Source organism: Streptomyces sp. NPDC042364, assembly GCF_056437585.1.
Window position 1 is genome coordinate 260,971 of the sequence record NZ_JBWKAJ010000006.1, and the last position, 19,645, is coordinate 280,615.

The 19,645-nt window shown below is 70.3% G+C and carries 15 protein-coding genes and 1 tRNA gene; 8 read left to right on the top strand and 8 right to left on the bottom strand.

The features are described 5' to 3' along the window. Positions 1-249 precede the first annotated feature (249 nt). Positions 250-1,527, top strand: coding sequence for a serine--tRNA ligase (serS, locus tag AC067N_RS15370; RefSeq protein ID WP_478679355.1), 1,278 nt, complete (start codon positions 250-252; stop codon positions 1,525-1,527). Then, entirely contained in the window at positions 1,524-2,378 is an 855-nt protein-coding gene (locus tag AC067N_RS15375) for an HAD family hydrolase (protein WP_478679356.1), read from the top strand. The genes serS and AC067N_RS15375 overlap by 4 nt, the downstream gene beginning before the upstream one ends. Before the next feature lie 711 nt (positions 2,379-3,089). On the opposite strand, the gene AC067N_RS15380 is transcribed toward AC067N_RS15375, so the two are convergent. The 6 genes from AC067N_RS15380 to AC067N_RS15405 all read right to left on the bottom strand — a co-directional run bounded on the left by AC067N_RS15380 (position 3,090) and on the right by AC067N_RS15405 (position 7,669). Continuing rightward, positions 3,090-3,173: transfer RNA gene (locus AC067N_RS15380), tRNA-Ser, on the bottom strand. 281 nt (positions 3,174-3,454) lie between these two features. Next, the gene (locus AC067N_RS15385) at positions 3,455-3,757 is read right to left on the bottom strand and encodes an SGM_3592 family protein (RefSeq protein ID WP_478679357.1); all 303 of its coding nucleotides are present in this window, start codon (positions 3,755-3,757) and stop codon (positions 3,455-3,457) included. A gap of 356 nt (positions 3,758-4,113) precedes the next feature. Then, positions 4,114-4,833 (bottom strand): ABC transporter permease, encoded by a 720-nt coding sequence (locus AC067N_RS15390; RefSeq protein WP_478679358.1) that lies wholly within the window; start codon positions 4,831-4,833, stop codon positions 4,114-4,116. A 10-nt stretch (positions 4,834-4,843) separates the two neighbouring features. Continuing rightward, positions 4,844-5,755, bottom strand: a complete 912-nt coding sequence (locus tag AC067N_RS15395; RefSeq protein ID WP_478679359.1) for an ABC transporter ATP-binding protein — start codon at positions 5,753-5,755, stop codon at positions 4,844-4,846. After that, positions 5,752-6,690 (bottom strand): ABC transporter permease subunit, encoded by a 939-nt coding sequence (locus AC067N_RS15400; RefSeq protein WP_478679360.1) that lies wholly within the window; start codon positions 6,688-6,690, stop codon positions 5,752-5,754. Before AC067N_RS15400 ends, AC067N_RS15395 begins: the two co-directional genes overlap by 4 nt. Further along, a complete protein-coding gene (locus tag AC067N_RS15405; RefSeq protein ID WP_478679526.1) occupies positions 6,680-7,669 on the bottom strand; it encodes an ABC transporter ATP-binding protein in 990 nt (329 codons plus the stop codon). Before AC067N_RS15405 ends, AC067N_RS15400 begins: the two co-directional genes overlap by 11 nt. A 327-nt stretch (positions 7,670-7,996) precedes the next feature. Here AC067N_RS15405 and AC067N_RS15410 point away from each other — a divergent pair, with 327 nt between their 5' ends. From AC067N_RS15410 to AC067N_RS15435, 6 genes are all read left to right on the top strand, one after another. Further along, complete coding sequence (locus tag AC067N_RS15410; RefSeq protein ID WP_478679361.1) at positions 7,997-8,842, top strand: M24 family metallopeptidase; 846 nt, start codon at positions 7,997-7,999, stop codon at positions 8,840-8,842. Next, positions 8,839-10,626 carry an SDR family oxidoreductase gene (locus AC067N_RS15415; RefSeq protein ID WP_478679362.1) on the top strand — a complete coding sequence of 596 codons (1,788 nt, stop codon included), beginning with the start codon at positions 8,839-8,841 and terminating at the stop codon, positions 10,624-10,626. The genes AC067N_RS15410 and AC067N_RS15415 overlap by 4 nt, the downstream gene beginning before the upstream one ends. 169 nt (positions 10,627-10,795) lie before the next feature. Further along, positions 10,796-11,905: a MerR family transcriptional regulator gene (locus AC067N_RS15420; RefSeq protein WP_478679363.1), complete on the top strand. Its 1,110-nt coding sequence runs from the start codon at positions 10,796-10,798 to the stop codon at positions 11,903-11,905. Positions 11,906-12,036: 131 nt separating this feature from the next. After that, positions 12,037-12,585, top strand: coding sequence for an RNA 2'-phosphotransferase (locus AC067N_RS15425; RefSeq protein WP_478679364.1), 549 nt, complete (start codon positions 12,037-12,039; stop codon positions 12,583-12,585). 155 nt (positions 12,586-12,740) lie between these two features. Next, a complete protein-coding gene (locus AC067N_RS15430; RefSeq protein WP_478679365.1) occupies positions 12,741-13,643 on the top strand; it encodes an LLM class flavin-dependent oxidoreductase in 903 nt (300 codons plus the stop codon). A 137-nt stretch (positions 13,644-13,780) separates the two neighbouring features. After that, positions 13,781-14,650: an HAD-IIB family hydrolase gene (locus AC067N_RS15435; protein WP_478679366.1), complete on the top strand. Its 870-nt coding sequence runs from the start codon at positions 13,781-13,783 to the stop codon at positions 14,648-14,650. Between the two features lie 114 nt (positions 14,651-14,764). Here AC067N_RS15435 and AC067N_RS15440 read toward each other — a convergent pair whose 3' ends face one another. Both AC067N_RS15440 and cydD read right to left on the bottom strand, forming a co-directional pair. Further along, positions 14,765-15,835, bottom strand: coding sequence for a M23 family metallopeptidase (locus AC067N_RS15440; RefSeq protein ID WP_478679367.1), 1,071 nt, complete (start codon positions 15,833-15,835; stop codon positions 14,765-14,767). 212 nt (positions 15,836-16,047) lie between these two features. Then, a complete protein-coding gene (cydD, locus tag AC067N_RS15445) occupies positions 16,048-19,542 on the bottom strand; it encodes a thiol reductant ABC exporter subunit CydD (RefSeq protein WP_478679368.1) in 3,495 nt (1,164 codons plus the stop codon). Positions 19,543-19,645 lie beyond the last annotated feature (103 nt).

A 19,645-nucleotide genomic window follows, 5' to 3' on the forward strand; every position in this document is an offset into this window, starting at 1 on the left:
ACACAGCCTGTGGATAACTTTTCGGCACACAGGACCCCTGTGGACGACCGGCCCCAAGTCCCTTTCACCGCAAGGGAATCGAGTCAACCGAAGCCCTTCTTCGCGCCCTCTTTCGGGGAGTCGGCCCGTCAATTCATTGACGCCGGTCCATCTCGTCGGGGTGGCGAACATTCCTCTCAAGTCACCGCAGCGGCGGCGTACCGCAATTCCGAGTCGTGGGGCGGAAGGACTCCCCGGTAGCCTTGAGGGGTGATTGACCTTCGCCTGCTCCGTGAGGACCCCGACCGTGTGCGCGCGTCCCAGCGCGCCCGTGGAGAGGATGTCGCGCTCGTCGACGCTCTCCTGTCTGCCGACGAGCGGCGCAGGTCCTCCGGCGTCCGCTTCGACGAGCTCCGCGCCGAACAGAAGTCGCTCGGCAAGCTGATCCCCAAGGCCACCGCCGATGAGAAGGCCGAGCTGCTGAAGCGCGCGGAGCAGCTCAAGGCCGACGTCAAGGCCGCCGACGCCGAGCGCGACGCGGCCGACAACGAGACCCAGGAGCTGCTGCTCCAGCTCGGCAACCTCGTTCACCCCGACGTCCCCGTCGGCGGCGAGGAGGACTTCGTCACGCTGGAGACACACGGCGAGATCCGTGACTTCAGCGCCGAGGGCTTCGAGCCCAAGGACCACCTGGAGCTGGGCACGCTCCTCGGCGCCATCGACACCGAGCGCGGCGCCAAGGTCTCGGGCTCGCGCTTCTACTTCCTGACCGGCGTCGGCGCCCTCCTGGAACTCGCCCTGGTCAACGCGGCGATGGCCCAGGCCACCGCGGCCGGCTTCACTCCGATGCTGACCCCGGCGCTGGTCCGCCCGCAGTCGATGGCCGGCACCGGCTTCCTCGGTCAGGCCGCCCAGGACGTCTACCACCTGGACAAGGACGACCTCTATCTGGTCGGCACCTCCGAGGTCGCGCTCGCGGCGTACCACATGGACGAGATCATCGACGCCGACCGCCTCCCGCTGCGCTACGCCGGCTTCTCGCCGTGCTTCCGCCGCGAGGCCGGCTCGCACGGCAAGGACACCCGGGGCATCTTCCGCGTCCACCAGTTCGACAAGGTCGAGATGTTCTCGTACGTCACCCCGGAGGACTCCCAGGCCGAGCACCAGCGCCTGCTGGACTGGGAGAAGCAGTGGCTGACGTCGCTGGAACTGCCGTTCCGCGTCATCGACGTCGCCTCCGCGGACCTCGGTTCCTCGGCCTCGCGCAAGTTCGACTGCGAGGCCTGGATCCCGACCCAGGGCAAGTACCGCGAACTGACCTCGACCTCGGACTGCACCGAGTTCCAGTCCCGACGGCTGTCGATCCGCGTCCGTGACGGCAAGCAGGTCCGCCCGCTGGCCACGCTCAACGGCACCCTCTGCGCCATCCCGCGCACGATCGTCGCGATCCTGGAGAACCACCAGCAGGCCGACGGCTCCGTCCGGATTCCCGAGGTCCTGCGCCCGTACCTGGGCGGCCGCGAGGTCCTGGAGCCGGTCACCAAGTGAGCGAAGCGGCTGCCACCGGGGAAACACCCGCAGGAGTCTCCTCCGCGCCCTCGGGCTTCCCGTACAAGCTGATCGCGACCGACCTCGACGGAACGCTCCTGCGCTCCGACGACTCGGTCTCGCAGCGCACCCGTGAGGCGCTCGCCGCGGCCACCGCGGCGGGCGCCGCCCACATCGTCGTCACCGGCCGGGCCGTCCCCTGGACCCGCCACATCCTCGACGACCTCGGCTACCGCGGTCTGGCGGTCTGCGGCCAGGGCGCCCAGGTGTACGACGCGGGGGAGCACCGCCTCCTCACGGCGGTGACCCTGGACCGCAAGCTCGCCGCAGTGGCCCTCGCCAAGATCGAGGCGGAGGTCGGCCCGCTGTATCTCGCCGCCAGCCGCGCGGGGCTGGACGGCGAGCTGCTGGTCGGCGCCGGTTACGCCCTTCGCGGCTCCCTGCCCACCACCCCGCTCACGGACGTGTCCGACCTCTGGTCGGCGCCGCTGAACAAGATCTACATACAGCACCCCACCCTGAGCACCGACGAACTCACCGAAGCCGCCCGGCGGGCGGCCGGCGGCTTCGTCACGGTGGCCATGGCCGGCGAGGGCATCGTCGAACTCCTCCCTCTCGGCCTCACCAAGGCCACCGGGCTCTCCCTCGCCGCCCGCCGCCTCGGCGCCAAGGGCGCCGACACGATCGCCTTCGGCGACATGCCCAACGACATCCCCCTCCTCAACTGGTCCGCCCACGGCGTAGCCATGGCCAACGCCCACCCCACCCTCAAGACCATCGCCACCGAGGTCACCTCCTCCAACGACGCCGACGGCATCGCCGAGGTCCTGGAGCGCCTGCTGGCCGGCTGAACGGTTGGCCCTGCCGTTCCGATCACGCCGCCTTCGGGATCGGTGCCTTCGGCTACCGATGAGGGGGGTCGCGGAGCCGTACGGTTGCGGGGCGGAGGGGATGTCGACGCGGAGCGTTGGCAGCCGACCACAACACCGCCGCGGGTGTGCCATGCCTCGCGGCCCAGACGTGATCCAAACGCCAGGGCCCGGCCAGCGGCTGACACCGCTCCGTTTCTGCGCAGGCAGGAGTAAAGGGGCAGCGGCCGCCTCCCGCCAGGGCTCAGAGTGAAGGGCCTGGGACCGCCGAGGTTCAGGGAGTGACGGGACTGGGACCGCCAGGGCTCAGGGAGTGAGGGGCGGGAAACCGCCAAGACTCAGGAACTGACAGGCGGGCAACCGGGGGCGGACAGGACCGTGAAGGAGCAGGTCGTCTCTACCCCACCGCTACCCCTCGCTGCGGGCAGTCGTGCCGCTGGGGCGGCACGGGTGGGCGCAGGCGGCACCTGGCAAGCGCCGGTGAGCGAGACCGACCTCCGGCCGGCCCCCACCGCCGGGCGACCCAACTGCCAGGCAACCTAACCAGCGGCAGGCCCCCCGGCTGGCAGCACCCTTGGCGCCCCTGACCCCTTGGAGCCCCCTAGGGCACCGGGGCCGAGTACCACCACCGAGGGCCTCTCCCACGCGCCCCCGGCCCCAGCACTCGGCCAAGTCACAGCGACAGCGAACCGGCGGAGGATGCACGATTCGAACGTGCGCGGGCAAAACCCGACCACGGCTTAGCAAGCCGGTGCCTTACCACTCGGCCAATCCTCCGGGTGGGCGACCCACGCGAAGCGATTCGCGTGCTCGAAGCGGCCGCCCCGGGCAGTTTCCCTTGCTGCGGGACTCGACGGAGGGGTAACTACTCCGGAGCCCGCCGCGGACTGCCCTGTCGGGAACTCGGCGTACTGCACCTGATGAACAGCACCACCGGGCTCCTCTCCCAGAACGTGATGCCGCCTCGGTCCGGCGGCCTGGACATCAACCACTGTGCCGGGCGCCCGAGTTGTGCGCCACTGAATATCGACCACGTCGATCTCGCTCATGGAGAACGGTCAGCGGCGACGCCACTTGCGCCGACGCGCCTTGCTGAAGAACCACCCGGCAGGTGGTTCGTCCGACCGCCACGGCTGAGGATCGGGCGCCTTCTCCCGCCAGCGCGCCGTGAGCATCCGAGCCCGCGCCGACGGCTCGGCGGCCTCCGCGGACCGTATGAAGTTCTCGTCCAGAACGATGTCGTCCCAGACGCCCCCAGGCTCGTCCCCGCCCCGGTCCCCGGCTCCTGAAGCGGCCCCGGAGTCGTCCTCGGACGCCGTGCCCTGTCCCTCGCCCCCGTCGGGTGTGACCTCCGCTGTCATCCCCGTTCCTCCTGCCTCCTGGCCGCCCTTCCTGGCCATCTCCCCACTGCTTCGTACCCCTCGCCCAGTGTGTCTGGACGTGCGTGAAGCCCCCGTCAAGATCAGTAGAGGCGGCGGTACGCAGTCCGGTGGTGTTCCGGCCACTGCGGTCTTCGGTGGCGGTGCCCGCCCCTGGAATTCGGTGGCGGTGCCCGCCCCTGGAACAGGCACTGCGAAGCCGCGTCCCCTGAACGGTTCTCCGAAACCGCATCCTCAAGGTCCTCGGGGACGCCCCCTGAAGCCGAGTATCCGGAAGACCTCTCCCCCGGGGCGGCGGCATGCCCGAAGGGACATCCTCGCCTCCCCGGAGGGCTCCGTCACTCCTCGCCGGCCAGCTTCAACGTCCGAAGCTTCTGCCCCGCGTACCAGGTGGCCCCGGCCGTGACGACCGTCAGCAGGATCACCGCGGTCGGGAGTCCGACTTCTGAGGTCACGAGGTCTCCGTCGGTGACCTTGTGGGCCACTGCGAGGGACCACTGCTGAACACTGAGCGTGCGCGCTCCCTGCACCAGCGACCCGAACAGGGCCTCCCAGACCAGCGCGTAGACGAGCCCGAAGACGACCGCGTGCCGGGTCACCGTCCCCAGGAGCAGGAACATCGCCGCGTACGCGATCGAGGCGACCAGAGCGGCCACGGTGTAGGCGACCGCGATCTGCTGCCCGTTGCCGTTCAGGATCAGGCCCGCGAGGAACGTCGGTATGGCAGAGAAGGCCATGGTCACGGCGATCGCCACGATCAGCTTCGTGAAGATGATCGTCGACCGCTTCACCGGCTTCGCCAGCAGATACACCACCGAACCGTCGTCGATCTCAGGCCCGATGGCGCCCGTCCCCGCGATGACACCGATGATCGGCACCATGGTGGCGAGCGCGAAACCGCCGAGCAGGTCGGCTGCCACCTGGTCGTCGGCGCCGCTCAGCCCGCGTACAGCCGCGGAGATCACGAGCAGCAGTACGGGCAGCGCGCCGAGAATGAGGGCCCGACGGCGGCCGAGCAGGGCCCGGTAGGTGAGCCGGGCGACTGTGGGGTCGTACATCTTCGGCCTCCTACGCCGCGACCAGATACGAGAACACGGACTCGAGGGACTCGTCCGACGGCGAGACCGTGAGCAGACGAATGCCCTGGTCCCGGGCGACCCTTGGCAACAGAGAGGTGAACCGGCCAAAGTCGACGGCCTGGATGCGCAGCGCGCCCTCGGTCACGTCCACCTCGATCCCTGCGGTCGACGGATCGGCGATCAGCGCGGCGGCCAGTGCCCGGTCGTCACTGGAGCGGACCAGGTAGACGTGCGGCCGGTCGGTCATCAGGCGGCGGATGCGGCGGAAATCGCCGCTCGCCGCGTGCCGCCCGGCGACTATCACCTCGATGTGGGAGGCCAGTTGCTCCACCTCCTCGAGGATGTGCGAGGAGAACAGCACCGACCGGCCCTCGTCGCCCATGCGCCGCAGCAGTTCCATGAGCTGCATCCGCTGGCGCGGGTCCATGCCGTTGAACGGCTCGTCGAGCAGAAGCAGCGACGGATCGTGGACCAGCGCGGACGCCATCTTCACGCGCTGCCGCATGCCCTTGGAGTACGTGGAGATCTTGCGGTCCTGCGCGTACTCCATCTCCACCGTGGCGAGGGCCTTTTGGGCTGCCTTCGCCCCGAGCCCCTGCAGTTCGGCGTTGGCGACCACGAACTCGCGACCCGTGAGGAAGTCGTACATCGCCTCCCGCTCGGGGACGATGCCGATGTCCTTGTAGATCTGCTCATTGCGCCAGACCGGCCGGCCGTCGAGAGTGACCGAGCCCGTGGAGGGGGCGAGGAAGCCGGCCATCATGTTGATGAGGGTGGATTTCCCGGCGCCGTTCGGGCCGAGAAGGCCGGTGACACCGGGGCCGATCGTCATCGTGACGTCGTTGACCGCCACCACGTTGCCGAACCAGCGTGAGACGTGGTCGATGTTGAGCGTGGTCACAGCCCGGCCTTTCGGTAGCGGCGCATCAGCAGGCCGTAGCAGCCCGCGATGAGACCCAGGACGACGAGGAGGTAGACGACACCCTGTCCGCCGGACGGCCCGTGCCCACCGGGGAAGGCGGAGGTGGCTCCCAGGAAGGCGGTCTGCACTCCGTCTATCAGCGTGACCGGCGAGAAGAGGCCCAGCCAGGGGATCACGTCGCTGCTGGACTGCACGTCGGCGATGGCCTGGACGACGGACACGGCCCCGTAGGAGATGGTGAAGACGGCGATGACGGCCGCGATACCGAAACCTCGGCGCGGTGTGATCGCCGAGATCACCAGCCCGATGCCGGCGAAGAGGAGCGACAGGAGTGCCACGGACACCAGTCCTTGCGCGAAGCCCTTGGTCTGGTCCGTGAAGTCCAGCTTGGCCAGCAGGGCGCCCGCATAGAGCACGACGAGGGGAACGGCGGTGATGATGAACAGTGCGGAGGTCAGCGCGGCGAACTTGGAGCGCACGTAGTCCGCGGTCTCGATCGGACGCGAGAAGTACAACGGCACCGTCTTGAAGCGCAGATCCAGGGAGACGGACTGGGGCGCCTGGGAGGCGACGTACAGCCCGATGACGGCCTGCATGATGATCGCGTAGTCGGTGTACTTGATCGGGAGGTCATTGGCCTTGGTGGCGACCGAGACCGCCACCATGATGGCCGCCGGCACGCACATCACCGCGAAGAGCATCATCGGCAGCACCTTGGACCTGGCCGAGCGGCCGAGCCCGTACGCGCCGCGCAGGGACTGCGAGTACAGGGAACGGCGGGCGTAGGCGCGCCCCAGACGGGGGCCGTCGTAGCTGCGATAGCCGATGTTGTGGATACGGCTCTGTTCGCCCGTGTGGGGGGCCTGTGCGCCGACGTGCGCCGGGGCCTCGGCCCGGGTCTGCTCAACCGCCATGGCCGACGGCCTCCTTCCAGGCGTCCTGTGTGCGCTGGGAAATCGCCTGTTCGTCGCTGTCCTTGAACACCTCGGCGATGTGGTGCCTGCGCTGCTCCATGCGGACCAGACCGAGGCCCAGATCGGCGACGACGTCACGGATCAGGTCGTAGGTCTCCTCGCCCTGCGCGGTGAGCAGCAGGATGTGCCCGGCGCCGGGGAGGCCACTGCCGTCGGAGACGGTCACGCCGCGCGCGTGGAGCGCCTCGCGCAGCGCGCGGGTGCCGTCGGGGTGCTCGTCGGTGTCCGTGACCTCGATCGCGAGGGTGGCGGTGCTCTGGGTGAAGTCCCGCGTGGAGCTGGACCGCAGGAGCTTGCCACCGTCGATCACCACGACGTGGTCGCAGGTCCGCTCGAGCTCGCCCAGCAGGTGCGAGGTGACCAGAACCGAGATACCGAAGTCGGTGTGGATGCGGCGGATGAGGCCGAGCATCTCGTCCCGGCCGACCGGGTCGAGGCCGTTCGTCGGCTCGTCCAGGAAGACCAGCTGCGGGTCGTGCACCAGGGCCTGGGCCAGCTTCACCCGCTGCTTCATGCCGGTGGAGTAGCCGCCCATCGGGCGGTACCGCTCCTCGTAGAGGCCGACATGGCGCAGGGTGTCAGCGGTCCGCTCACGTGCGGCTGTCGGGGGAAGCCCCGACATACGGGCCATGTGCACGACGAACTCGGTGGCCGACACATCGGGCGGCAGGCAGTCGTGCTCCGGCATGTACCCGACGCGCTCGCGGATGGCGCCACCCTTGCTGGCGACGTCCAGTCCGAGCACCTCGGCACGGCCTTCCGTGGCGGGGGACAGACCCAGGAGGATCTTGATCAGCGTGGACTTGCCGGCGCCGTTGGCACCGACGAGTCCCGTCACACCGGGTCCGATGTCCACGGAGAGCCGGTCAAGAGCGGTCACCCTCGGGAACCGCTTGCTCAGGCTTTCGGTCGCGATCACAGTCACGTTTTCGACACTAGGGCCGGGGGCCCCTCACGGTCGTCACCCCGCAGAGCTGTCTCGGCGTCCCCCTCGAGTCGTACGGGCCCGTAGGGGGCATCAGCCGTCGGTCCCCCTAGGGGTCACCCTGAGGTCGAACGGCCGGCGGGTCGCACCGGCGGGACTGGTCGCCGTGACAGAAGAACGACCGGCGCCACGATGTGGTGCCCGCCGTGTTCCACAGCTTCGGCCCACCCACTATTGACGCAACCCCCGATCACTGTCACATTCATTGATGTCACATTGCGGACACGGACCGTAGTCGAAGGAGACGGGTGGGGCGGTGACATGACCTCTCTGACAGCGGAACGCGCAGCGGAGCTGCGGGAGTTCCGCGAGGTGCAGACCCTCGCGTACGAGTGCGCCGAAGCGGTCGCGGCCCAGCTGAAACCGGGCGTGACCGAGCGCGAGGCGGCGCGTATGCAGCGCCGCTGGCTGGTGGAGCGCGGGGTGCGGGACTGGTTCCATCTGCCCTTCGCCTGGTTCGGTGACCGCACGGCGTTCGTGAACTTCCGCATACCGCTGCAGTTCTTCCCCACCGATCGCCGACTTGAGCCGGGCATGCCGTTCATCCTCGACATGGCTCCCGTGTACAAGGGCCGCACCGCGGACATCGGCTACTCCGGCTGCCTGGGTCCCAGCCCCCTGCACGACAGGCTGATGACGGATCTGGGAGCGCACCGGGATCTGATCCTGCGCGAGGTGCGCGAGCGGCGGTCGTTGCGGGAGATCTACGAGAACGTGGACCGGCTCATGGTCCGCCAGGGATATGCCAACCGCCATCGCGCGTACCCCTTCGGGGTCATCGCGCACAAGGTGGACCGGGTCAAGGAACGGCGCTGGTCACCCCATGTCTTCGGGTTCGGCATTCAGGCGCTGAAGGGCCTGGCGGCGGACGCGTTGCGCGGACACCGTGACGGCTGGTCACCCCTGTGGTCGCCGTACCGGTTCTCGGACCACCCGCCGCAGCCGGGGCTGTGGGCCGTCGAGCCGCACCTCGGATTCCGGGGTACGGGGGCCAAGTTCGAGGAGCTTCTGGTCGTCACCGATTCCCGGGACCCGGAGGAGAGCGCGTTCTGGCTGGACGACGACCTGCCGCATGTACGGCGGTGGGCGGAGGAGAGGGGCCGATGAGTCAGGGGGAAGAGGTGCCGGGTTCGGTGGAGCTGGAAGGCGCGCGGGAGCGCCGGGTGCGCGCGAACGGGGTCGAGCTGTGCGTGGCAGAGCTGGGCGACCCCCAGCAGCCGACCGTGCTGCTCGTGCACGGCTACCCCGACTCCAAGGAGGTCTGGTCCGAGGTGGCCGTACGCCTCGCGGAGCGCTTCCACGTCGTCCTGTACGACGTGCGTGGCCACGGTGGGTCGACGGCGCCGCGGCCGTTGCGCGGGGGGTTCACCCTGGAGAAGCTGACGGACGACTTCCTGGCGGTCGCCGACGCCGTCAGTCCCGACCGGCCCGTCCACCTGGTGGGACACGACTGGGGCTCGGTACAGGGCTGGGAGTTCGTGACGGTAGAACGCACCGAGGGCCGCATCGCGTCCTTCACTTCGATGTCCGGGCCGTCGCTCGACCACCTCGGCCACTGGATCAAGCGGCGTGCGAAGGCTCCGACCCCGCGCCGGCTCGCCCAACTGCTCAACCAGGGCGTCAGATCCTGGTACATCTACGCGCTCCACACGCCCGTACTCCCCGAGTTCGCCTGGCGCGGCCCTCTCGGCAGGCGGTGGCCCGGAATGGTCCAGCGGGCCGAGAAGCTGTCACCGAACGGGGGCTATCCGGCCAGGTCGCTGCCCCAGGACGCCGCGCACGGCGTGTGGCTGTACCGGGACAACGTGCGACCCCGCCTCTCCGACCCGCGCGACGACGCGTACGCGCACGCGCCCGTGCAGCTCATCACGCCTCTCGGGGACGCTTTTCTGTCCGAGCGGCTCTACGACGAACTGGAGCAGTGGGCTCCGCGGCTGACCCGTCGCACTCTCCCTGCCAAGCACTGGATCCCGCGCACACGCCCTGACCAACTGGCTTCCTGGATAACCGAGTTCATCACGGCCGTCGACGGCGGACGGAACTCGCCGACGGCCACCGGGAAGTACGCCGACCGGTTCGGCGGTCAGTTGGTGCTCATCACCGGCGCGGCCGGTGGGATCGGCCGGGCCACCGCCTTCGCGTTCGCCGAAGCCGGGGCGCGCGTCATCGCCGTCGACCGGGACGCGGAGGGGGCGGCCCGCACCGCGGAGTTGTCCCGGCTGATCGGCGCCGCCGATGCCTGGGCCGAGACGGTCGACGTCTCCGACGAGCAGGCCATGGAGAAACTCGCCGAGAAGGTCGCCGCCGAGTACGGGGTGGTGGACGTGCTGGTGAACAACGCGGGGATCGGGCTCTCGGGCTCCTTCCTCGACACCACCCCCGAGGACTGGCGGAAGGTTCTCGATGTCAACCTGTGGGGTGTGATCCACGGCTGCCGGCTCTTCGGCAGGCAGATGGCCGAGCGCGGGCAGGGGGGCCATATCGTCAACACCGCGTCGGCGGCGGCGTATCTGCCCTCGCGGACACTGCCCGCCTACAGCACCTCCAAGGCCGCCGTGCTGATGCTCAGCGAATGCCTCCGCGCCGAACTGGCCGGCAAGGGCATCGGGGTCTCGGCGATCTGCCCCGGCATCGTCAACACCGGCATCACCTCGTCCGCCCGCTTCGCCGGTGTCGACGCCGAGGAGGAGAAGCGCAGGCAGCGGAACGCCGCCCGGCTGTACGGGCTGCGGAACTACCCGCCGGAGAAGGTCGCTGACGCCGTTCTGCGGGCGGTGGTACGCAACCAGGCCGTCGTCCCCGTCACCCCGGAAGCCCGCGGCGGACGGCTGATGTCGCGCTTCACACCGAAGGCACTGCGCGCGCTCGCCCGGCTGGAGCCACGGCTGTGAGCCCGTATGAAGAGCGCCCGTGCGACGGTGCGAAGCCGCACAAGATCGCACCACCGGGGGTCTCCTGGGAGCAGCGGCGGCAGTAGCGGGATCACACGAGCGGGGATGTGGGCGGCACGGCCGCCGGCCGTGGGCGCAAGGAGAAGGAGGCAGAGGAGGCGTGAGAACCATGAACGACGAACCGGCCGAAACGACCGGCGCGCCCACGGCGAGTGCCGTGCGCGCCTCCGAGCCGTCCGCACACCACGCCAGCACTCCGCCCGGCCCCGCCATGCCGCCCGAGCCGCCCTCCAACCACCGGACCCCGCCCGCGGACGAGCCCACCACTCCGTCCAAGTCCGCATCCGCCCAAGGCCCCGCCTCCCTTTACCGCATCGAGGATCTGGCGCACCGCAGCGGCGCCACCGTTCGTACCATCCGCGCCTACCAGGACAAGGGGTTGCTCCCCCGACCCGAACGGCGCGGGCGGGCCAACGTCTACTCGGACACCCACCTCCACCGGTTGCACCAGATCGCAGATCTCCTCGACCGCGGATACACACTGGCCTCCATCAAGGAGCTCCTCGAGGCCTGGGACACGGGCCGCGGACTCGGAGGGGTGCTCGGCCTTGCCGCCGAGGTCGACGGACCGTGGACCGACGAAGAGGCAGTCCGGATCACCCGGGCCGAGTTGAACGAGCGGTTCGGTGGAGCTCCGGACGATGCAGCGGTGACGGACGCGATCGAGTTGGGCGTACTGGAGCCGGTGTCCGGCGAGGAGGACCTCTTTCTCGTGCCGAGCCCGCAAGAGCTGGCGGTGGCGGCCGAGTTGCACACCGCCGGGGTCCCGCTGTCGGCGATCGCCGGTCATCTCCGGGAGTTGAGGAGCCAGATCGAGCACATCGCCGCCCGTTTCCTGGACTTCACCACGGAGCACGTGTTCGCGCGCTACCTCGGAGCACACCAGCCGCCGACCGAAGCGGATGCAGCCGAGGCCGCAGCGCTCGTACGTCGGCTGCGGCCCCTTGCCCAGCAGTCGGTGGACGCAGAACTCGCCCGCGCGATGCGCTCGTTGGCGACGCGCCACCTCCGACAACACCTCGGTTCGGACACGCCTGTCCAACGGACGAACGCGTCGTTCCCGGTCCAGATACCCGCCTCCACAATTCAGGCGGTGGAGAAGGTCGTCGGTCCCGAGCACGTCCAGGCATTCATCACAGCCGCAGCTGAACGAGAGGTGCAGACACGCACCTTGGACTCCTTGGCGGCGAATTGCCACAAAAGCAGTAATATTGACTAATCACCTTGGCGTGCATATACAGTTGTCCACAGAATCTTCAATTCACCTGTGGATAACTCCACTTGGCTGTGGATCAAACATCGGGATCAAAATCGCGTGCGTGACGCGTGTCTCGCGGGCACGCTGGCGAGATGGACGAAAGACGCACCGTGAAGGTGTCGAAGTACCTCTCGAAGCACCTGCGGCACCAGCCCGAGCGGATCGGACTGATTCTGGACGAGGCCGGCTGGGTCGAGATCGACACGCTCATCGAGGCGGCCGCCGCACACGGCTTCCGCTTCACCAGGGTAGAACTCGACCATGTGGTCGAGGCCAACGACAAACGGCGCTTCGCCGTGCAGGGCGACCGGATCCGCGCCAACCAGGGCCACACCGTCGACGTCGACCTCGGTCTGGCCCCGGCGACCCCGCCGCCGTGCCTCTACCACGGGACCGTCGCGGCGTATCTGACCGCGATCCGCGCGGAGGGCCTGCGTCCCATGAACCGGCACGACGTCCACCTGTCACCCGACAGAGAGACAGCCACCCGAGTCGGTGCCCGGCGTGGCCGTCCGGTCGTGCTCTCCGTCGACGCCGGAGCGATGCACCACGACGGCCACGTGTTCCGGGTCAGTGACAACGGCGTGTGGCTGACCGAAGCGGTTCCGCCCCGGTACCTGCGGTTCCCGGAGCCCCACTGAGCACGGCCAGGGCAGGACCCCCGCACCGGTGGGCCCGCACCGGACCGACGCCCCCGGCAGAACAGACCCCGTGTCCCCGACCACCCCGGACGGGCCCGGACCGCTCCGGGTCGGGTCGGGTCGGACCATCTCGCGTCTACGCTTACGCTCGATGCATGAGTCTGCGTCTGAGCACCGTGATCCTGCCGTACCTCCGCTGGCACGAAGGCGGCCGCACCACCTGGCAGCGGGCCGAGCAGCTCGGGTTCCACACCGCGTACACATACGACCACCTGTCGTGGCGGACCTTCCGGGACGGACCGTGGTACGGCGCCGTACCCACCCTGACCGCCGCGGCAGCGGCCACCGACCGGCTGCGCCTCGGCACCCTGGTGACCTCCCCGAACTTCCGCCACCCGGTCACTCTCGCGAAAGAGCTGATCTCCCTCGACGACATCTCCGGCGGCCGGGTGACCCTCGGCGTCGGTGCGGGCGGCACCGGCTTCGACGCCACCGTCCTCGGCCAGGAGCCGTGGACGCCGCGCGAGCGCGCCGACCGGTTCGCCGAGTTCGTCCCCCTGCTCGACCGGCTGCTCAGCGAGGACTCGGTCTCCTACGAGGGCGACTACTACTCGGCGCACGAGGCTCGCAACATCCCCGGCTGCGTCCAGCGCCCCAGGCTGCCCTTCGCGGTGGCCGCCACCGGTCCTCGCGGGATGAGGCTGGCGGCGCGCCACGGGCAGGCGTGGGTGACCACCGGCGACCCCAAGCTGTTCGAGGCGGGCACTCCGGAACAGTCGGTCCAGGCCATTCGGGGTCAGGTCGAGAGGCTGGCCGACGCCGCCGCCCAGATCGGGCGCGACCCGTCCCGGATCGACAAGATCCTGCTCACCGGCTTCACCCCGGACCGCGGCCGCCCGCTGGAATCGCTCGACGCGTTCGTGGACTTCGCCGGCCGCCACGCGGAGCTGGGCTTCACCGACATCGTGATCCACTGGCCGATCCCGGACTCCGACTTCGCCGCGGACGAGAAGGTCTTCGAACGCATCGCCATGGAGGCCCCCACCCAGCTGTCCTGAACCGGCCGGTCCGCCGCCGCGGCCGGAAGGGTGACGGCGCGTATCGACGCAGGTCGAGACAAGTGCACAGGACAGTCATCACTCACCTGTGCAGTCACCCGCACGGCCGTGCACGCATATGCGCGACAATGGGGTCCGTGACCCAAGCGACGAGACAGCCCGAGACCCCGGCCCCGACCGTCCCGCCGCGGCTGATAGCCACGGACCTCGACGGCACCCTGCTCCGCGACGACAAGTCCGTCTCCCCCCGTACGGTCGCCGCCCTGGCGGCCGCTGAGCAGGCCGGCATCGAGGTCTTCTTCGTCACCGGCCGCCCGGCCCGCTGGATGGACGTCGTGAGCGAGCACGTCCATGGCCACGGTCTCGCGATCTGCGGTAACGGAGCGGCCGTCGTCGACCTGCACGGCGGCCCCGGAACCCACCGTTTCGTCAAGGTCCGCGAACTGGCGCGGGAGAACGCTCTCGACGCCGTGGGACTGCTGCGCGATGCCGCGCCGGGCACGGTCTACGCGGTCGAGCAGACATACGGCTTCAACCAGGAGCCCGAATACCCGAAGCTCCACATGGAGATCCCCGACATCCTCGCGCCCGCCGAGGAACTGCTGGCCCCGGGCGGTGTCGCCGACCACGAACCGGTGCTGAAGATCCTCGCGTACCACCCCACGCTCGACCCCGACGACTTCCTCGCCACCGCCCGCATCGCCGTCGGCGACCGGGCCGCCATCACCCGGTCCAGCCCCAGCGCCCTGCTGGAGATCAGCGGCCCGGATGTCTCCAAGGCCAGCACCCTCGCCCTGTGCTGCGCCGAGCGCGGTATCTCCCACGAGGAGGTCGTCGCCTTCGGTGACATGCCGAACGACGTCGAGATGCTCACCTGGGCCGGCCAGTCGTACGCCATGGGCAACGCCCACCCGGACGTCGTCGCGGCCGCCTCCGGCCGAACCGTCGCCAACAACGAGGACGGCGTCGCGGTCGTCATCGAGCGCCTGTTGGCAGAACGGCTGTAACAGCGGGCGGGCGGCACAGCCGAGCCCCCAGCCGGAGCAGCCGTCCGCACTCCGGGCAGAGGGTGCCCGCGCCCCGCGGCCCCAGCCACCGAGGTCCGTGGCCCGCCCCGGCTGCTACAGCCGCACCCCGTGCTGCAGCAGCCACGGCACAGGGTCCACACCCGACCCGAGCTCCGGCGTGACGCGTACCTCGAAGTGCAGATGCGGCCCGGTGGAGTTCCCTGTGGTGCCCGACTGGCCGATCCACTGGCCGGGCGCCACCCGCTCGCCCTGGTCGACGGTGACCGCGGCGAGGTGCGCGTACTGGGTGTAGTAGCCGTCCGGGTGCTGGAGCACGACCTCGATCCCGAAGGCACCGCCGCACGACACCTTCACCACCCGCGCTTCCCCGACCGCGCGCACCGGCGTACCGATGGCTACCGCGAAGTCCTGTCCGGTGTGCCGACTGGACCAGCGCTCACCACCGCTGCCGAAGCCCGCGGAGAGCTCGTACGACTCGACGGGCGCGACCCACGGTCGGGTGCGTCCCCTGTCCGGTTGGTCCAGGCGGGCGGCGCCCCGGCAGGCGCCGGCCGCGACGGCCGCGTCAGCATCACCCTGGAGAGCCCACTGGGCCTGTTCGAGTTTCCGCTGGATGTCCCGCTTGATCTCGCCGAGTTCGGCGTTCCGCTCCTCAAGCCTTCGCCAGGCCGTCGCGGCTCTCGCCTCGCCCGTCGTGAACCGCGCCTCCGCACGACGGCTCTTCGTCACCGCCTTGTCGAGCGCCAGGTCGGCCTGCCGTCCGGCCCGCTGCCCCCGCACGAGTTCGTCGGGATCTTCCGCGAGGAGCATCTGCGCGGTGTAAGGCATCCCACCGCCCTCGCGGTACTGGGCACGGGCGATCCTGCCGAGGTCGGCGTTGAGGGCGGCGAGCTGGCGTCGCTCCCTTCCGAGCAGCCTCTCCAGCCGCCGAGCCTGCGCCCGCTGCCTCTCCGCCGCCTTCCGCCCGGCCTCGTACTGCTGAGTCGCCACGGCCGCCTCCTCGAACAGCCGCGCCACCTGGGCGCTGACCCCGGCGTCACCGGCCGCGAAGACCGTGCCCTCGGTGCCGTCGCCGCTCTCGGCGACCGTCGGCCGAGCCGCGAGGACCACGGCGGCACACAGCAACACGGCGACAGGCAACCGATGTCGGCGAAGTGAACGCATGCCGCGATCGTGTCCCCCGCCGGAGACCGCGGTCACGTCGGGGGCGTCCAGCCGGGGGACAGCCTGCCCTGGATGGACCAAACCACCTGGTCCGAACAGGGGCCCGTCACCTGCGCATTCGGCGAGGGACTTCACGTAGGTCCCACCCACAAAGGGCACCTGACGTGACACCACCCGCAACGGCGTCCACGACCACGGTCCGGGGGCAGCGTTCAAGCCCTGACCAGCAGCTCCCCCGCCGTTTCCCGCTCGACCATCGCCCGCAAGGGGCCGTCGGCCGAGGCCAGTTCGGCGTAGGTCCCGCGCTGCGCGACCCGTCCCTCCGCCAGGACCACGACCTCGTCCACGGCCTCCAGCCCGGCCAGCCGATGGGTGATCAGCAGGGTCGTCCGGCCCTCGGTCGCGGCCAGCAGATCGGCGGTGAGCGCGTCGGCCGTCGGCAGGTCGAGGTGTTCGGCGGGCTCGTCCAGGACGAGGACCGGGAAGTCGGCCAGCAGCGCCCGGGCGAGAGCCAGCCGCTGACGCTGTCCCCCGGACAGCCGCGCCCCGTGCTCACCGATCAACGTGTCCAGCCCCTCGGGCAGCCCGTCGACCCAGTCGAGGAGCCGCGCCCGCGCAAGCGCGTCCCTCAACTGCTCCTCGTCGGCGTCCTTACGGGCCAGCAACAGGTTCTCGCGTACGGAGCTGTCGAAGAGATGCGCGTCCTGGGCGCATAGCCCCACGAAACGACGTACGTCGTCCCCGTCGAGCGCGTAGGCGTCCGCACCGCCCAGCGTGTACGCCCCCTCACGCGCGTCCAGGAAGCGCAGCAGCACCTGAGCGAGCGTCGTCTTGCCCGCCCCCGAGGCGCCGACCACGGCGACCCTCCGCCCCTGTTCGAGGGTGAGGTCCAGTCCGGTGAGCGCATTCCGCTCCTGCCCCGTGTACCGGGCCCCGAGCCCTTCGAGTCGCAGCGGGAACGGTGACACCGGCGGCTTCGCGGGCCGCTCCGGTTCGCGGACGGGGTCAGGAGTGTCCAGGACCTCGTACACACGCTCCGCGCTCCTGCGCACCCGCTGGCGGAACTGCGCTGCCAGGGGCATCCCGAGCACCGCCTCGAACGCGGCGAGCGGGGTGAGCACGACGACGGCCATGGCCACACCGCTCAGCCGCCCGTCGACGACCGCCTGCGCTCCCAGCAGCGCGGTGACGGCGACGGTGAGCCCCGAGACGAGCGCGGTCAGCCCGTCGCCGATGGCGGTGGCGGTGGCGGCGCGTGCGGCGATCCGGGTGAGCACGCGATCGGCCCCCCTGACCTCCGCGGTACGAGCAGGCAGCGCACCGGCGACCGACAGTTCGGCCGTGCCGCTCAGCAGGTCGGCCACATGGGTGGCCAGCACCCCACGAGCGGGCGCCAGCCGCTGCTCGGACCTCCTGGCCACCGCTGCGGTCACCAGGGGCACCCCGGCCCCGGCGGCGAGCAGCCCGACGGCGAGGGCGGCACCGGCCTCGGGCAGCAACCAGGCGGTGAACCCGACGGAGACGGCGGACACGGCCACCGCCGCCCCGGCCGGCAGCAACCAGCGCACCCAGTAGTCCTGCAAGGCGTCCACATCGGCGACGAGCCGCGAGAGCAGGTCGCCCCGTCGCGTCGTACGCAACCCGGCGGGCGCCAGCCGCTCCAGCCGCCGGTAGACGGCCACTCTGGTGTCGGCCAGCATCCGCAGCACGGCGTCGTGCGACACCAGCCGCTCCGCGTACCGGAACACGGCCCGTCCGATGCCGAATGCCCGCGTGGCCGTCACCGCGACCATCAGATACAGCACCGGAGGCTGCTGTGAGGCCCGCGAGATCAGCCACCCTGACGTCGCCATCAGCCCCACGGCGCTGCCCAGAGCGAGGCTGCCGAGCACCAGGGCGAGAGCGAGGCGGCCCCGGCGGGGTCCGGCCATATGACGGACTCGGGTCAGTACGCCGCCCCGCGGCTCGACCGGGAGGGTCGGGGAAGGCACCACGGCCACCGTTCGCGGCCGGTCGGGCTGACGGGGCGCAACGGCGTCCGCGCGGTCGGTGGAGGGTGCCGCGGCAGGTACCGTGGCTTCCTCCAGTCGGACCACCCGGTCCGCGACCTCGAGCAGCGCCGGTCGGTGCACCACCAGAAGGACGGTCCGGCCGACGGCCAGCCGCCGCACCGCTTCCACGACCTCCGCCTCGGTCTCTCCGTCCAGCGAGGCCGTCGGCTCGTCGAGGAGCAGGACGGGCCGGTCGGCGAGGAAGGCCCGGGCGAGCGCGAGCCGTTGCCGCTGGCCGGCGGAGAGTCCGGCGCCGTCCTCGCCGAGCACCGTGTCGGCCCCGGCGGGCAGCGCGTCCACGAACTCCAGCGCTCCGGCGTCGGCCAGCGCCCGCCGCACCGCCACGTCGTCCGCGTCCGGCCGGGCCAGCCGTACGTTCTCGGCGATCGACCCGGCGTACAGGTGCGGGCGCTGTGGCACCCAGGCGATGCGCGAGCGCCACTGGTCCACGTCCAGCGAGGCGAGATCGGCTCCTCCGATCGACACGGTGCCCGCGGTGGTGCTGGTGAACCCCAGCAGGACGTTCAGGAGCGTGGACTTGCCCACGCCGCTGGGCCCGACGAGCGCCACCGTCTCTCCGGGTGTGACCGAGAAGGACACATCGGAGACGGCGTCGTACGACCGCCCGGGGTATCGGACGGTCACGGCCTCGAAGCGGAGGTCAGCGGAGAGCGGAACCTGCCGTGTGCCGGAATCCGGGACCGGTGTCTCCAGAACCTCGAAGATCTCCTCGGCCGCCGCGAGCCCCTCGGCGGCCGCGTGGAACTGGGCACCCACCTGGCGGAGCGGCAGATATGCCTCGGGCGCCAGGATGAGGATGACGAGCCCGATGTAGAGATCCATCTCGCCGTGCACGAGCCGCATGCCGATGGTGACCGCGACCAACGCCACCGAGATCGTCGCCAGCAGTTCCAGCGCGAAGGACGACAGGAAGGCGATCCGCAGTGTCCGCATGGTCGCCTGCCGGTACTCGCCGGTGATCCGTTTGATCGACTCGGCCTGCGCCTTGGCGCGGCCGAACACCTTGAGCGTCGGAAGTCCCGCGACGACGTCGAGGAAGTGCCCCGAGAGCCGGGACAGCAGGCGCCACTGGCGATCCATCTGGGAGCGTGTGGCCCAGCCGATGAGCACCATGAAGATCGGGATCAGGGGCAGAGTGCCGACGATGATCGCCGCCGACACCCAGTCCTCCGTGACGATCCGCGCGAGCACCGCCACGGGCACGACCACCGCGAGGCCCAGCTGCGGCAGGTACCGCGAGAAGTAGTCATCGAGCGCATCGACGCCGCGCGTGGCGAGGGCGACCAGGGAGCCCGTGCGCTGGCCGTTGAGCCAGCCGGGCCCGAGCGCCACGGCTCGATCGAGGAGCCGGCGTCGTAGCTCCGACTTCACGGCCGCGCTCGCACGGTGGGCGGCCAGCTCGGTGAGCCACGAGACGACGGCCCGCCCGGCGGCGACGGACACCAACAGCACCAGGGGAGTGCGGAGTTCTCCGACGGTCATCCCGTGCTGAAATGCACCGACCACCACTTCGGCGATGAGCATCGCCTGCGCGATGACGAGCGTGGCCCCGACGGCACCCAAGCCGACAACCGCGGCCAGAAAGAGACGGGTCGCGCGGGCGTACCGCAACAGTCGCGGGTCGATCGGTTTCACGTGAAACACCCTCTTTTCAGCGGACATGTTTCACGTGAAACATGCCTCTTCGGCCCGGGGAGGCATGTTCCACGTGAAACATCGCGAAACGCACCTCCCGGCC